10 protein-coding genes and 1 pseudogene are annotated in these 15,841 nt (G+C 42.3%); 7 read left to right on the forward strand and 4 right to left on the reverse strand.

The annotated features are described in order from the left end of the window. Window positions 1-24: 24 nt before the first annotated feature. The 3 genes from CWB77_RS05720 (at window position 25) to CWB77_RS05730 (ending at window position 7,574) form a co-directional block, all read left to right on the forward strand. The gene (locus CWB77_RS05720; protein ID WP_138621752.1) at window positions 25-3,198 is read left to right on the forward strand and encodes a glycosyl hydrolase family 18 protein; all 3,174 of its coding nucleotides are present in this window, start codon (window positions 25-27) and stop codon (window positions 3,196-3,198) included. A 66-nt stretch (window positions 3,199-3,264) separates the two neighbouring features. Beyond that, on the forward strand, window positions 3,265-4,878 hold the full coding sequence (locus tag CWB77_RS05725) for a lytic polysaccharide monooxygenase (RefSeq protein ID WP_138621754.1): 1,614 nt from the start codon (window positions 3,265-3,267) through the stop codon (window positions 4,876-4,878). Between the two features lie 65 nt (window positions 4,879-4,943). Beyond that, a complete protein-coding gene (locus tag CWB77_RS05730) occupies window positions 4,944-7,574 on the forward strand; it encodes a glycosyl hydrolase family 18 protein (RefSeq protein WP_138621756.1) in 2,631 nt (876 codons plus the stop codon). A 92-nt stretch (window positions 7,575-7,666) separates the two neighbouring features. Here CWB77_RS05730 and CWB77_RS05735 read toward each other — a convergent pair whose 3' ends face one another. Next, entirely contained in the window at window positions 7,667-8,149 is a 483-nt protein-coding gene (locus CWB77_RS05735) for a putative 4-hydroxy-4-methyl-2-oxoglutarate aldolase (protein ID WP_010389309.1), read from the reverse strand. A 351-nt stretch (window positions 8,150-8,500) separates the two neighbouring features. Here CWB77_RS05735 and CWB77_RS05740 point away from each other — a divergent pair, with 351 nt between their 5' ends. After that, complete coding sequence (locus CWB77_RS05740) at window positions 8,501-9,964, forward strand: carbon starvation CstA family protein (RefSeq protein WP_010389308.1); 1,464 nt, start codon at window positions 8,501-8,503, stop codon at window positions 9,962-9,964. A gap of 130 nt (window positions 9,965-10,094) precedes the next feature. On the opposite strand, the gene CWB77_RS05745 is transcribed toward CWB77_RS05740, so the two are convergent. Beyond that, on the reverse strand, window positions 10,095-10,613 hold the full coding sequence (locus CWB77_RS05745; RefSeq protein ID WP_010389306.1) for a TetR/AcrR family transcriptional regulator: 519 nt from the start codon (window positions 10,611-10,613) through the stop codon (window positions 10,095-10,097). 174 nt (window positions 10,614-10,787) lie between these two features. Between CWB77_RS05745 and CWB77_RS05750 the strand changes: the two are divergent. From CWB77_RS05750 to CWB77_RS05760, 3 genes and pseudogenes are all read left to right on the forward strand, one after another. Then, window positions 10,788-10,936: pseudogene (locus tag CWB77_RS05750) on the forward strand (thioredoxin domain-containing protein); the annotation flags it as partial. A gap of 48 nt (window positions 10,937-10,984) precedes the next feature. Beyond that, window positions 10,985-11,680: a cupin domain-containing protein gene (locus CWB77_RS05755; RefSeq protein WP_138621758.1), complete on the forward strand. Its 696-nt coding sequence runs from the start codon at window positions 10,985-10,987 to the stop codon at window positions 11,678-11,680. 103 nt (window positions 11,681-11,783) lie between these two features. Then, entirely contained in the window at window positions 11,784-12,173 is a 390-nt protein-coding gene (locus CWB77_RS05760) for a SpoIIAA family protein (protein WP_010389301.1), read from the forward strand. A 48-nt stretch (window positions 12,174-12,221) separates the two neighbouring features. Here the strand turns inward: CWB77_RS05760 and CWB77_RS05765 are convergent, their stop codons facing one another. Beyond that, on the reverse strand, window positions 12,222-13,172 hold the full coding sequence (locus tag CWB77_RS05765) for a carbohydrate kinase family protein (protein WP_138621760.1): 951 nt from the start codon (window positions 13,170-13,172) through the stop codon (window positions 12,222-12,224). A gap of 116 nt (window positions 13,173-13,288) precedes the next feature. After that, the gene (locus CWB77_RS05770) at window positions 13,289-15,682 is read right to left on the reverse strand and encodes a TonB-dependent receptor (protein ID WP_138621762.1); all 2,394 of its coding nucleotides are present in this window, start codon (window positions 15,680-15,682) and stop codon (window positions 13,289-13,291) included. Window positions 15,683-15,841: the final 159 nt, after the last annotated feature.

The following is a 15,841-nucleotide window of genomic DNA, read 5'->3' on the forward strand; positions in this document are numbered from 1 at the left end:
TTAACACACTAAGCGGAGGAGCAAATGAGCTCACGGAAAATAATAAAAAATGCCTTCAAATTAAGTGCCTTATCTCTAAGTGCATTTAGTTTAAATGTATACGCATCAACTGATTGCAGTACATTAACGGCATGGGAGTTAGGGCAAACTCATACAGCAGGAAGCCAAGTTAAGGCACAAAATAATGCCTATGAAGCCAAGTGGTGGACACAAGCCAATCCTTTGGAGAATGCAGGTCAATATCAAGACTGGTTACTTTTGGATGTATGTGACAGCGCTGTCAATGATAATCAATCGCCTATAATTACTGAGATAACACCTGGGAATGGTTCTTTATTTAACGATAAAGACAGCGTTGTCATTTTGGCGCAAGCAACTGATTCAGATGGCTCGGTTGCAGGTGTGGAGTTTTTTATAGACGGTACTTCCATTGCGGTTGATAACACTGCGCCGTTTAGTGTTAACTGGCAAGCTATTGCGGGCGAACATCAAATTAGTGCTGTAGCAACAGACGATAAAGGCGCGAACTCTGCTGAAGTTGTTAATACGATAAGTGTAAGTGATTCAGTGATTGTTGACCCTGTTAATCAAGCACCAGTTGCCGCTATTTCATTTAGCACGCTACCGGATCAACTAGTTGTTGGTTCGCAGGTGGTGTTTGCACTTTCTGGAACTGATAGTGATGGCCAAGTAACGGCTCTGAGCTTTGCAGCAAACGGGGTGGATGTTCATCAATCAAGCTCACCAGCGAGCAGTTTTGCATGGCAAGCAACGGCACTTGGTCAGGCAACTTTCACCCTAACGGTGACAGATAACGACGGTGCAACAGCGCAAGTAACAAAAGTATTAACGGTTGTTGATGAAAATACCGGCCCAGTTACGGGCACTGACTGTCGTCCCCAAGGTTTATATCAAACTCCCGGTGTAAACACGCCTTACTGTACGATTTATGACGCTGATGGCCGTGAGATCATGGGCCCAGATCATCCACGCCGTGTAATTGGATACTTTACTAGCTGGCGTAATGGCGCTAATGGTCAACCCAGTTATTTAGTGAACGATATTCCGTGGGATAAAATCACCCACATCAACTATGCATTTGCCCATGTTGATGCAAACAACAAAGTATCTATTGGCGATCCTACTTCAGTAAATAATCCTGCTACTAATATGGAATGGCCGGGCGTAGTTGGCGCTGAAATGGACCCAGAGTTTAACTACAAAGGTCACTTTAACCTGTTAAACAAATACAAAAAACAACACCCAGATGTAAAAACACTCATATCTGTAGGTGGTTGGGCTGAAACCGGCGGTTACTTTGATGAAACAGGCCGTGTTGCGAGCGGTGGTTTTTACACCATGACCACCAATGCTGATGGTTCAGTTAACCATGCAGGTATCAATGCATTTGCACAAAGTGCAGTTGAGTTTATCGAAAAATATGGCTTTGATGGTGTTGATATTGATTACGAATATCCATCATCAATGAATGACTCAGGCCACCCTGATGACTTCCCAATTTCTAATGCACGTCGTGGTGGTTTAAATGCCTCATACCAAGTGCTAATGAAAAAAGTACGTGAAGAGCTAGACCGTGCAGGTGAAGCTGCGGGTAAGCATTATTTACTCACGATTGCATCGCCTTCTTCAGGTTATTTACTGCGCGGTATGGAAACCTTCCAAGCGGTTCAATATCTCGATTATGTAAATATCATGTCTTATGACTTACATGGCGCATGGAACTCGCACGTAGGTCACAACGCGGCATTATTTGATACTGGGTTAGACTCAGAGCTTGCGCAATGGAATGTATACGGCACCAAAGAGTTTGAAGGCATTGGGTATTTAAATACTGATTGGGCAGTGCGTTACTTCCGTGGTGCGATGTCAGCGGGTCGAATCAATATTGGTTTACCTTATTACACCCGTGGCTTTAAAGATGTATCAGGCGGAACAAACGGTTTATGGGGCCAAGCGGCGCTACCAAATCAAGCTGATTGCGCTAAAGGTACCGGCGTAGGTGAGAAAAACAAATGCGGTAATGGTGCGTTAGGCATTGATAACCTTTGGCATGATAAGAACGATGCAGGCCAAGAAATGCCAGCTGGTTCAAACCCATTATGGCATGTTAAAAACCTTGAAAACGGTATTGTAGGCTCGTATTTAGGCGTGTATGGCTTAACACCTGATACAGACGCTGATGACCGCTTAACAGGTACTTATACTCGTCACTATGACAGCGTTGCCGTAGCCCCTTGGTTATGGAACGCTGATAAAAAAGTATTCCTTTCAATTGAAGATGAAGAGTCAATGGCAACAAAAGTTGATTACGTTATCAACAATGGTCTTGGCGGTATTATGTTCTGGGAGCTGGCAGGTGACTTTGACTACGATTCAGCCAAAGGCGAGTACTTCATGGGTTCTACGTTAACTTCATTAGCATACGACAAGTTTAATCAAAGCGGTGTTGCATATGATGTGCATGGCGGAAATCCAAACTTCACAGTGCCTGCTGAAGCAGTAGATGTCACATTTACAGCAAAAGACTTCCCAATTGGTGATGATAATTACCCAATCAGCCCAACGTTTGCATTTACTAATAACTCAAGTCTTGATTTAAGTGGTGCAAAAATCTCATTTGATGTGCCGGTATCAACTTCCGCTATTTTTAAATCTAACTGGAATGCACAAGAAAAACTGGGCATGGCTGTAGAAGTAAATGGCTCGAACGCAGCCGGTAACAACATTGGTGGTTATGAGAACGAGTTTCACCGTTTCTCAATCACATTAAACAATGAGTGGGGTGGTCAGCCAAAAGACTTTAGCGCTGGTGCAACTGTGAATGCGCAAGTTATGTACTACATGCCAATTACAGGGCCTAGTAACTTTACCATTGAAAAAGATGGCAAAACTTACGCATTCAAAGCTGAATACCCAATGCTACCAGATGCAACACCAGGTGATGATACGGGCAATCCGGATAACGGAGGAGGTGATCCTGTAGGTATGTGTGAAGGAGTTGATATAGCCACGATACCTGCTTATCCAAACTTTCCTCAAACTGACTGGGCGGGCAACCCAAGCCATGCTGCTGGCGGCGATCTAATGGTGCATAACAATGCAGTGTACAAAGCCAAATGGTGGACAACCTCTGAGCCGGGTGTAACAGCTGATTGGATCTTAAGTTGTAGCCTGTAATTTACAAAACAATGAGGGGTAAGCCTGAGCTTGCCCCATGTATTGAGTCTTATAAAGGATAAAATAATGGCATCAATTAAACTTAACACGATTACGCTATCTGCAATTACCAGTGGTTTACTACTCAGTACACTAGCACCGCAAGTGCAAGCACATGGTTATATGGATAGCCCTAAAGCGCGCCAAGCAATTTGTCAGGTTGATGGCGGGTACTGGTGGCCTGAAGACGGCACAAATATTCCTAACCTTGCGTGTCGAGCCGCATATTTAGAATCGGGCACGGTGCAGTTTGTACAAGCGATTGAATTTTCGGTTAATACTCCTGACTATTTAAATCAAACTGCAGTTGAGGCCAATGTACCAAACGGCACTTTATGTGCTGGTGGCGATACAGCCAAACGGGGTATGGATTTACCATCACCACATTGGCAGCGCAGCGATGTAGTGCCCAATGCCAATGGTGATATTCAAATACGTTACCTTGCATCAACCCCGCACAACCCAAGCTTTTGGCAGTTTTACATTACCAAGCCAAGCTTCAATAGCGCAACTGACGTACTAACTTGGCAAGACTTACAGCTAGTGCAAGAGCACGACAACATTGAGGTTGTTAAAGACCCTGATGGTAAACGCTACTACGAAATGAGTGTTGCAATTCCGCAAGACCGTAGCGGCGAGGCCATTTTATATAGCCGTTGGCAACGTAATGATGTGGTTGGTGAAGGCTTTTATAACTGTAGCGACATCAACATAGTAAATGACGCAGGCCCGACTGATCCAAATTCGTGGACTAGCGTCGGTTATTTTGTTCGCCAAGGGCAAAATGCCATTGCAGGCGGCATCGTATGGGCGCGATTATTTGACGAAACAGGCCAAGAGGTAATCAACCAACAGCTTAAAATCAATGCCGACAATCAAGCAAATTGGCAACAAGCATTGGCTGAACAACTTAACCTTGATTACGCGCATTTAGTGCAAATTGGGGTGCAAAACCAAGCGGGCGACATTACGTTTGATGCAACCGACGTACTGATAAACCAAGTGTATAGCAGCGATGCAAATTATACCTATGCCTTGAGTGTGCAAGGTGCGCCAACAAACACCGCACCCATTGTACACACCCCAGATAACCTAGTAGTTGATGAAAACACCACAACAGCAATTCATCTGCATGCCTTTGATGATGAGCAAAGTGAGCTAACTTACAGCTGGACAGTACCTACACCGCTAAGCTTTACAGGCTCTGGTGCCAACATCAACTTAACCACTGCAGAGGTATCAGCAAACACCGATTACACCATTGCAGTATCTGTATCGGATGGTCAATTAAGTACCCAAACCAGTTTTAGAGTCACGGTTAACGATGTACCTGTGGTCGATCCGGTTGACCCTGTTGATCCAACAGTACCTGAATGGGACAGCACTCAGATCTATCAAGCAAACGATAAAGCCCGTTTTGCTAACGTGATTTACACCGCTAAATGGTGGAACAAAGGCCAACAACCAGATACCTCAGCGGCATGGGAATCAGCCTCGAAAGCTGACACAGCAGCCACTTGGAATACCAGCAAAGCCTACCAAGCTGGCGCAGAAGTAACGTATCAAGGACAGCGCTATCGCGCTAAATGGTGGACTCAGGGCGATACGCCAGGGCAAGCCAATGTATGGACCAAACTTTAATAAAGCCTAAGTTTTGCAGTTCAAACTTATTAAATAATTACATAAATAATGGATAAGAGAGACCTATGAATATCAAACAACTAAGCGCAGCCATCGGTGTTGCTTTATTTGCAAGCACAGCATCTGCTGCACCGTCTACACCAAGCATTAATTGGGAACCACAGCAATATTCGTTTGTTGAGGTAGATCTTGAGGGAAACGGCTCTTATAAGCAGCTAGTTACCCGTGTTGAACAAGTTAATATCAACATTCAGTGGAGTGCATGGAGTGGTGATGGTGGCGATAGCTACAAAGTCTATTTTGATGACATGCTAGTCAATGAGGGCACGCTTGCTGCTGGTTCTAAAAGTGGCACTATCACATTCCCTTATGATAAAGCGGGCCGCCATACAATGTATGTTGAGCTATGTGAAGGTGGCACAACGTGTGCTCGCAGTGCAGGCAAACCAATTGTAATTGCTGACACCGACGGCGGACACCTAGCACCATTACCCATGGATGTTGACCCAAATAACCGTGACATTGGTATCAAACAAGGTTTAGTTACAGGCGCTTACTTTGTGGAGTGGGGAATTTATGGCCGTGATTATGATGTAACGAATATGCCAGCACAAAATCTGAGTCATATTTTGTATGGCTTTATTCCAATTTGTGGTGAAAACGCATCGTTATCGGGTGGTCCTAAACGTGCACTTGAAACCGCTTGTGCCGGCTCTGCAGATTACGAAGTGGTTATTCACGACCCATGGGCAGCAGTACAAAAAGCACTGCCAGGGGTTGATGCAAAAGATCCTATCCGTGGTACTTACTCTCAGCTAATGGCGCTTAAACAGCGTTACCCAGATATTAAAATTTTACCATCTGTAGGTGGTTGGACGTTATCAGACCCATTCGGTGGCTTTACCAATAAAGCTAACCGCGACATCTTTGTTGCCTCAATGGAAGAATTTTTAAGAACATGGAAATTCTATGATGGTGTAGATATTGACTGGGAATTCCCAGGTGGTGACGGCCCCAACCCAGACATTGGCGATCCAATCAACGATGGCCCAGCCTATGTGGCGCTAATGCAAGAGCTACGCGCTATGCTTGATAAACTAGAAGCAGAAACAGGTCGTACTTACGAGTTAACCTCAGCCATTGGTGCAGGTTACGATAAAATTGAAGATGTAGACTACCAAGCCGCAAGCCAATACATGGATTATATTTTTGCCATGACCTATGACTTTTATGGCGCATGGAGTAACGTAACCGGTCACCAAACAGCACTTTACTGTGGCGAACATATGAGTGCTGGTCAATGTAATGGTACCGGGCTTGATGATAATGGTGAACCTCGTAAAGGCCCTGCTTATACCACCGATAATGCAGTGCAGCTGTTACTTGCGCAAAATGTACCATCGAAAAAAATCGTCGTCGGCACGGCTATGTATGGCCGTGGTTGGGAAGGTGTTTACCCGCAAAATGCAGCGATTGATGGTAACCCAATGACTGCCCCTGGTAATGGCCCGTTAAAAGGCTCTACGGCACAAGGCGTATGGGAAGATGGGGTTATTGATTACAAGGGCGTTAAAGCCAATATGATTGGTGCTGCGGGCACCGGTATTAATGGTTTTGAAGTGGGTTATGATGAGCAAGCACAAGCCGCTTATGTATGGAATCGTGCAACCGGTAAACTAATTACTTATGATAGCCGTAAGTCAGTACTGGCGAAGGGAGCGTATGTTAATCAGTATAATTTAGGTGGTTTATTTGCATGGGAAATAGATGCGGATAATGGTGATATTCTTAATGCTATGCATGATGGTTTAGGAGGAGTAGTTGCTCCGCCAACAAATAAAAAGCCAGTTGTTTCTGTGTCTTCATCAGTGTCTGTTAATTCAGGCGAGAGTATTACAGTAACAGCTTCTGCAACTGATGCAGATAACGATCCACTTAGCTTTAGCTGGAATGCTGATAGCGCACTGGTGGTATCTGGACAAAATAGTGCATCATTAGTCATTACAGCGCCAACAGTGACTGCAGATACACAGTATGTGGCAACTGTTGCGGTATCAGATGGTCAAGCAACTGTTAATCGTGATGTTGTTGTTAATGTTATTGCGCCAACATCAGGAGGCGAAAACACAGCACCGAGCGTTGATGCTATCGCTAATATCAGCGTTGAAGAGGGCGCATCAGCAAGTGTAGCTGTAGTGGCTAATGATGCTCAAAACGACGCCCTTTCGTATACGTGGACAGTACCAGCAGGCTTAACATTAGTGGGCAGTGATGCAAATGTAACTATTGAGGCTGGCGCTGTAGATACCGATACAGACTTCACAGTGTCTGTTGCAGTCAGTGATGGCGCATTAACCACAACGCAAAGCTTTAGCGTAACAGTTATAAACGTTGATACTACAAATCCACCTACAGGAAGCTGGGATGCGAGTGTTGCATACGTTGGTGGTGATGTCGTTACTTATAACGGCGTTGAATATAAAGCAAAGTGGTGGACTCAAGGCGAGCGTCCTGATTTAGGTGGTGCATGGGAAGCAACAACACAACCTACAGATGGTACGGGTGTCGCAGTTTGGCAGCCAACGGCTATTTATAACAGTGGTGATGAAGTTTCTTATCAAGGTAATAAGTACCAAGCTAAATGGTGGACTCAAGGGAACGAACCTGGCTCAACCGATGTATGGTTAGCACTTTAATTTTAACCTGAGAATTTGGGTTTTAAAAAATCATGTAAATTACAAAAGCAGCTTTCGAGCTGCTTTTTTTTGTTAACGACTATTACGAGGGATTAAAACAACGCTTTAGAGCTAATTATTAAGCCGTTTACATCAGCATATACCCAATCACCGGTATTAATTGTGGTGTTTAACATATTAACCGGGTGATCTTTAGCACCTAAACCGCGCTTAGTGGTGCAGCGCGGTGTTGCGCCTAGCGCCATTACAGGTAAATCAAGTGTGGCAAGAATTTCAATATCGCGACAGCAACCATTAATAATTATGCCCTGCCAGCCATTTTTTAGTGCGCGCTCTGCAATCATATCGCCAATAAAGGCAAAACGTTTACTGGCAAAACCATCAACAATCAATACTTTTCCCTCACCGTTTTCATGCAGTATGTTACCAGCAAATGAGTTGTCGTCAGGGCAGGTGACGGTCACTACTTGACCATAAAAGTGAGTTTTATTACCAAAGTGTTGCAAGCCACTGTCAGCAACTTGCACATGGTCGCGATGTTCATCGTATAAATCGGGCGTAGTAAACGGTGTCATTGAGGGCATCCTTGTTTTTTGGCAAAGCCATGTAGGGCAAAGGTAGTAAATTTAAAGTAGTAATAATGTTTATCGTAGGCTAATTAATCACTCAGGTGTAGCTATTATTGCAAATTGGCTTATAGATTTTAGTCGCAATATAAGTACTTTTAACGTTTTTTAATGCTGTTTTTATGAGTAACTTAAGCTTTTACTTAGTTTTATTTTTTCGAATAAATTACATTTTGTAAGCGCATTAGCCAAACGTCTCATTGTTGCGTGTTTTTTCATATGCTACGTTCAATTGTTATTTTAAATTTTGGGCTGCAATACTGTGCCCTATACACACATACAAAAAGAGAAGCGTGCTTTATGATCATCTTTTTTATTTGCCTGACTATTTTAATATTAGGCTATAAGTTTTATAGCCCGTTTGTTGAAAAACAAGCGGGTATGGACTCGACAGTAGACACACCACAGAAGCGTTTTAGCGAAGGTGTTGACTATGTTGCTATTCACCCTGTTCGTGCATTTTTAATTCAGTTTTTGAATATTGCAGGAGTAGGCCCCATATTTGGTCCTATACTTGGCGCCTTGTATGGCCCAGTAGCGCTGGTTTGGATTGTACTTGGTAACGTTTTAGGTGGAGCTGTACACGACTTTTTCTCTGGCGTAATGAGTATTAAAGAAGACGGTAAAAGTTTACCTGAAATTGCAGGCCATTATTACAACGTAGTATTTAAAGGCTTTATGCTTATATTTACTGCTATGTTGTTATTCTTTGTTGGTGTAGTGTTTATTATGAGCCCTGCAGGATTATTGAGTAACTTAGATGCATTTGAAGGCACCATTTTTGCTAGTAATACATTTTGGGTTCTCGCTATTTTAGCTTACTACTTTTTAGCCACGTTATTACCAATCGATAAAATCATCACTAAGTTTTACCCTATTTTTGGCTTGTTAATGATTGTAATGACAGTTGCTATTGCAGTCTCACTGTTAATCAACGCACCCCATTTACCAGTAGCTGGCGACTTTTTAGCGTATTTTGAAGCCGATCATGCTCACGACTTTTTAGCCCCAAACCCTGATGGACTGCCTACTTGGCCGTTGCTATTTATCACCATTACTTGTGGTGCCATTAGTGGTTTTCACTCAACGCAAGCACCTATTATTGCTCGTTGTTTAACTAACGAAAAATATGTACGCCCGGTTTATTATGGCGCGATGATGTGCGAAGGTATTGTAGGTTGTGTGTGGGCGCTTGCTGGTATTGCTGCCTTCCCAGAAGGTTATGCGGGTTTAAAATCGATGCTTGATTTAGGCGGTCCAGGCTTAGTGGTTAACCATATTGCAAACAGCTACTTAGGTGTATTTGGTGGTATTATGGCTATTATTGCTGTTGCTGTTTTCCCTATCACCTCAGGTGATACGGCGTTCCGCTCACTGCGCCTAACAATGGTGGATGCGTTTAGTATTCCGCAAAGTTTACGTAATCGTTTGTTGTTAGCGTTGCCAATTTTAACCATTGCTTACTTTATGACTAAGCTCGACTTCTCTGTTATTTGGCGCTACTTCGCGTTTTCAAATATGCTGCTTTCTACCAGTGTTTTATGGCTTGCTACTAAGTATTTATTTGACCGTGGTACATTCCACTGGATTGCTAGTATACCTGCTGTAATTGCTTCAGCTGTGACCCTGTCATACATAATGACTGCGGCAATAGGATTAAACTTATCAAGTGATTTAGGTAAACCAATTGGTGTAGCGGTTGCTGTTGTAGGCTTCATTGTATTGGCTTTTGTGCATTCAAAACATAAAGTGCGTCCAGCTTAAAACTACATAGTTATTAATGCAAAAAGCGAGCTTTATTTAAGCTCGCTTTTTTATGCTTGAACAAGTAGTAATTTAGTTAATAGATTTATCAACTTTCTGATCACCAACCACTTATGTTGACTATCTACCGCTAAAAAGTCGCTTGTTCGAAGTAGCTGATATCATCTAGGGTTTTACTAATAATCATTGCCCCTTCTAATAAGCTGACTGTTTGTATTGCCGCCCGAGCAGGATTAAGCTCTCCATTTATTTGATGTGCTTGAGTTAACCAGGCTAAGTTTTTATTAAAAAACCGCTGAACTTCAACCCGCACTTTATCGGGTAGGCTGTCGCTTTCTGCACCGAGTAAGCCACATAAACACATCTTTTTGTCTATCACGAGCGCATTTCTAAATAACTGAGTGTAAATATCGATGGGATTTTTACCGTTTGCTTTATGTACATTCGGATCGCCAAGTACTGCAATAAAGGCATCGGTGTATTGATGCGCGAGTTCAGCGCCTAAATCAGCTTTCGTTGGAAAGTGATAATGCACACTGGCACTTTTTATACCAATCTCAGTAGCAAGTTCTCTAAAGCTAAAGTTGCTATAACCACCCAGTCGCACTTTATTTTCTGCGGCTTGTAGCAGGGCTGCTTTTTTACTCATTTTGATATTTCCTTGCTGTTATCTGAAAAAATTATCAACCAGTAGGTAGTTATTTTCAAGCTCTTTTGTTTTTAGTTTGCAAATATTTAGCGCTTGCTATAAATTACCTATCAGTAGGTAGTTTTTGTTTGCCAATATAAACCAAAGTTGTCGTGAAAAATATAAGAGAGCATTATGAAAATTTATGACGTAGAAAATTACCCAAACCCATTGCAGGCTCGTATTGCACTTGCTGAAAAAAAGCCGACTGATAAAGAAAGTTTGTTGCTGTCGATTTATTAAATGGGGAATACTGCAGTGAGGCATTTTTGGCAAAAAAACCTTAGCCAAGTATTGGCGTTTAGTTATAAATTAATAATTTGGAGTCAAATATGAAAATTGCTGCCGACTTTAGTCAACGTGTGGTGGTGCATAGTGAGTCACTTGAGTGGATAGCTTCGCCCATGCCGGGTGTTGATAGACGTCCACTTGACAGAGTGGGCGACGAGGTTGCTCGTGCCACTAGCATTGTACGTTATGCGCCAAACAGCCACTTTAGCCCACATACACATACCGGCGGTGAAGAGTTTTTAGTACTTGATGGGGTATTTCAAGATGAGCATGGTGACTTTCCAAAAGGTACCTATATTCGTAATCCTCCACAATCAAAGCATACTCCTGGCTCAAAAGACGGTTGTATTATTTTTGTAAAACTATGGCAGTTTCAGCCAGAAGATCGCCAGCACGTGTGTATTCACACACAGCAGATGCAAGGGCAGAAAACCCCCGAGTTTAATGACCTAAATGTCATTTTGTTATATCAAGATACGTATGAAACAGTGAGTATTGTACAGTTTAATGCTAATCAATCTTTAACGCTCACGGTGAGTGGTGGCGCTGAGTTGTTGGTTTTGGATGGCACTTTACAAGAACATAACGACACACTTGAAAAACACAGCTGGCTTAGAGTGCCTGTTAATAGCCAAATAAACGCCACCGCGGGTAACAATGGCGCAAGAGTATGGATAAAAACCGGCTATTTAAACGATGTAAAAAACCAAGTTAATCGGTTAAAAAAACATAATTAACTCAAAAAATAAATCTGCATTAAGTGACTTTTTTGATCTGCTTCAAATAAAAGCTTTTAACTATTGCCTATAATTTAAGCTCTTTTCATTCAAGGGTTGAGTTATGGTTAATTTAACACATGGTTTGTCGATTGGTATTGAGCGCTCAGGCAGTGAGTTTTTCTTAACACTTAAGGCAATTGGTACCTTAACTCACAAAGACTATGAAGTGATCACACCGATGATCGATTCAGCGCTAGGCGAAGTTAAGCATCCTATTGTTAATGTATTAATAGATGGCACCGAGTTAGATGGTTGGGAGCTTCGTGCTGCTTGGGACGATTTAAAACTTGGCTTAAAGCACAACAAAGAGTTTAAAAAAATAGCGATTTACGGCAATAAAGAGTGGCAATCAACCATAGCTAAGTTAGGCAGTTGGTTTATGTCGGGTGAAATACAATACTTTGAAAATGCCACTACCGCTCTAGAGTGGTTAAAAACCAATAATGCATGACGCTTAATAAAAAAGGCCAACAGTGGCCTTTTTTGTAAGTATCTTGGTTTATTTTGACAGTGTTTTTTGCGTGGGAAGCGCAGGAAAAGCGCCTTTAGCTAAGCATGCTTTTGAGCCACAGCGAAGACCAAAGTGAAGCGCTTTTTTTACTATTGACTCATCATTTAGCTTATCAGTAAGTGGCACTGCATTATCGCTGTGGTTTAAGTAGTACAGTACGCCAGCAATAAAAGCATCACCGGCGCTGGTGGTATCTACAGCGGTAATTGTTGGGGCTGCTTCACTGAGGGTAAAAGCGTTATGGTAAACAGTCGCTGGTGCCGGACCATCGGTTAAAAACACCAGCTTGACGCCTAATTCAAGCAGTGATTGTAAGTAGGCTTCAACTGATTGTTGGCGTTGCGTTGCTAAAAAATTTAACTCATCACGTGAGAGCTTAACAATATCGCAATACGCGTAGCATGCATGCACGTTTTGCTCAATGTCATTGCTATTTTGCCATAAACTGTAGCGTAAATTTACATCAAAGCTAACGAGTTTGTGGTTGTTTTTAGCCTGCTTTAAAGCACACACAGTGGTTTTTGCTATAGCTGTATTGGTTAAGGTGTTTGAACAAAAGTGTAGGGTACTCAATTTATCCCAATTAATAAGCTTTAAATGCTCATTCGTTAACAGTAAATCGGCTGTTTGATGACGATAAAAGTTAAAGCTGCGTTCGCCGCTTTCATCTAGGCTGACAATAACCATAGCTGTTTGCGCGCCTTCTATGGTAAATAAATACTCAGTATCTACATTATATTGCTCAAGCGCATTAGTTAATTGTTTAGCAAAATAATCATCTCCCATACCGCCACAAAACGCAGCTTTGCCGCCGAGCTTTGCGTAACCTACAGCCACATTAGCTGGAGCACCTCCTGGAATGGGCAAGTAAGCACTGTTTTGAGAGTCTTGAGGCAGCATATCAATAAGCAGTTCACCAAGGCTAAGTAATTTGGTCATAGTGTAAATCCTAAAAAACCTAGCATGGCTAGGTCAAAATTCAAGGGAGAATTATTAAAACTAGTGTAACAATCGCTGAACAAACATAGCTTCAGCAATTGTTACACTAAAGTTGGTTAGTTAAACGCGTATTTAAACGTCAATGACGTTGTACGGCCATTAATAGCACGTGCGCGTATAATGTTGTTATCAGGTATTGAGCCTTCTTCTGCTTCAGTAATACCTACCGTATCGAATAGGTTATTTACGTTTAACGCAATATTAAGATTTTCTGATAAATCGTAGCTTACAAAGCCATTTACTTGAGTGTAACCATCAAACTTAAGATCGTTATTATCTTGAGCATAGGCATCGGTAGTACCGATAAAGCTTAGGCCTGCAGAGCCTTTTTCATAAGTGTAACGTGCCATTAATGAGTAAATTAAATCAGCTTGGCGACGAGGCGTATTACCAACCACTTCAGGGGTAAGTGCATCTTTTGCAATTTCAGCGTCTGTCCACGTTAAATTACCACGAAAATCCCATGCATCAATAAAGTAGGTTGATTCAACCTCAATCCCTTTTGCTTCATATTCGCGGTCAAAAAAGGTTTGTGATGTCGCTTCGAAGTTTTGCTCTTCAGTTTGTGCATAAAATGCCGTGGCAAAAACTGACAGTGAATCAAAGCGCTTTTTAATACCAAACTCATACTGGTTTACTTCATCAACGGCATCTTCATCGGCTACTGAGCCATCGGCGCGAACTTTACCAAATAAAAGTCGGTCAGTATTGGCGCGACCGCCTTTACTCAATCGTGCAAACGTTGCAAGGCTTGAGTCAATTTGGTAATTGGCACCAATTGAATATGATGCGTAATCCCAGTCGTAATTAACAGGGCTAGCATTTGCAAGGTCAATACCTGCAACATTTTGTTCAGGAACAGAAATCACACCGTCGCGATTCATATCAACGGTTGAGGTAACCGCGCCTGCATAGTTACCACGTGCTTCACCGCTGTCATAACGGGCACTAGCATCAATACTTACGTCACCCACCTTAGTTGAAAATGCAACATAGGGTGCACGAGTGTCGTATTCTGTGTCGTAATCACGTTGGCAACAGTTACCCCAAAAAGGCGTGCCATAAGCGTATAAGCCATTTTCAGAGAATTCAGTCCCATCGGCGGCTGTTACATTTAATAGCGCAGCGTTATCACCTTTGAGCTCCATTAGGTAGGAATTCCATAACCACGACATGGCAATATTTTGGGTTGACGCATAATAGCCAAAAGTAACGCTAGTATCATCGCTTAGCGATTTAGTCAGTTTGAAGTCGTTAACAATTGAGTCAAAGTCGTTCATGGTTACGTCAAACGTATGAATACGCATGGCTAAATCATCGTTAAATGCAGCACCTGTGGTCGCATTACTAAGCGTTGCACCCACACCACCAATACTTTGCGCTATAGCTGATGCATTGCCAACTTCAGCTGGGATCAATGAATTAAAATTACCGCTTACAGATGATTTACGAAAACGATTTTCAATACGCCAATCGTTGTCTAAATCAAATACAGCCTCAAAACCAATTGAGTCAACTTGCGGATTCATACCATCGCGAATATCGCCGTTGCTTATTTGATTTTCGCCGTTTAAGCGCACTGTTTTAGTAAATAATGCCGAATGCGGGGTATCTGATTGTGCGTCAAACCCAGGAATTGAGTCACCATTTGCATACATTGGCATAGGTAAGTAGCCAACACTTTTATCATCTAAATGTTTGTAATAAAGACGCACGTATCCATTTTCAAAATCTTTGGTCAGGTTGGCTTTAATTTGCCCACCTTTATTTGATGTGTAACCTGTTTCACGTGGGCCTTCACCTTGACGTACAAAACCACCAACATGAAAGCGTACAGTGTCATTTAAATAGGTGCCATATTCAAAGTCAGTTCGAATAGTATCGTAATCTAGGCCAAGTGTAGTTGATACGCTGCCCGATTCGTTTTCGCCATTTTTAGAAATGAAATTAATTATGCCACCCGGTGCATTACTTGCTGCGGTAGAGGCTGAACCACCACGAATAGATTCAATGGTTTGCACTGTGTTATCTAAGCGCATAAAAATGTCAGCGTTACCAAATGCAATATCGCCATATTGTAAAACAGGTAAGCCATCTTCTTGAAGCTGTAAAAATTTAGCACCACCAGAGGCAACCGGTAAACCACGTACTGCAATGTTGGCGTTACCTTCACCGCCGGTTGATTCTGAGCGAACCCCAGGAATAATTCTAAATGCCTCAGCAGTAGAGCGAGGCGTAGACACCTCAACTTGCTCAAGCGACACACTGCTTACAGAAGAACTTGACGCCATTATCGTTGTACGGCGGGGAACACCGGTAACAACAATTGTTTCTAGCCCTTTGTTAGCTTGCGCTTGTGTATTTTGCTCTTGTTGTTGTGCATTAACGCCTTGGCTAACGGCGAGCGCTAAAGCACTGATCAGATATAAAGGTGTGTTGTGTGTTGTCATGTGAACGCCTCGTTTTAAATCCTAAGGGAAGTTGTTATTTTTACTTAATCGATTAAGTAAAAATAACAAAGTTTTTACAATAAGCAAATTATTTTGTTAATTATTTGCTGTTTTTTTACTCAAACATTGATTTTTATAATGTTTTTATAGCATTAAAAG

The sequence above is a fragment of the Pseudoalteromonas sp. S1610 genome, from assembly GCF_005887465.1.
In the GTDB taxonomy this organism is placed as follows: Bacteria; Pseudomonadota; Gammaproteobacteria; order Enterobacterales; family Alteromonadaceae; genus Pseudoalteromonas; species Pseudoalteromonas undina.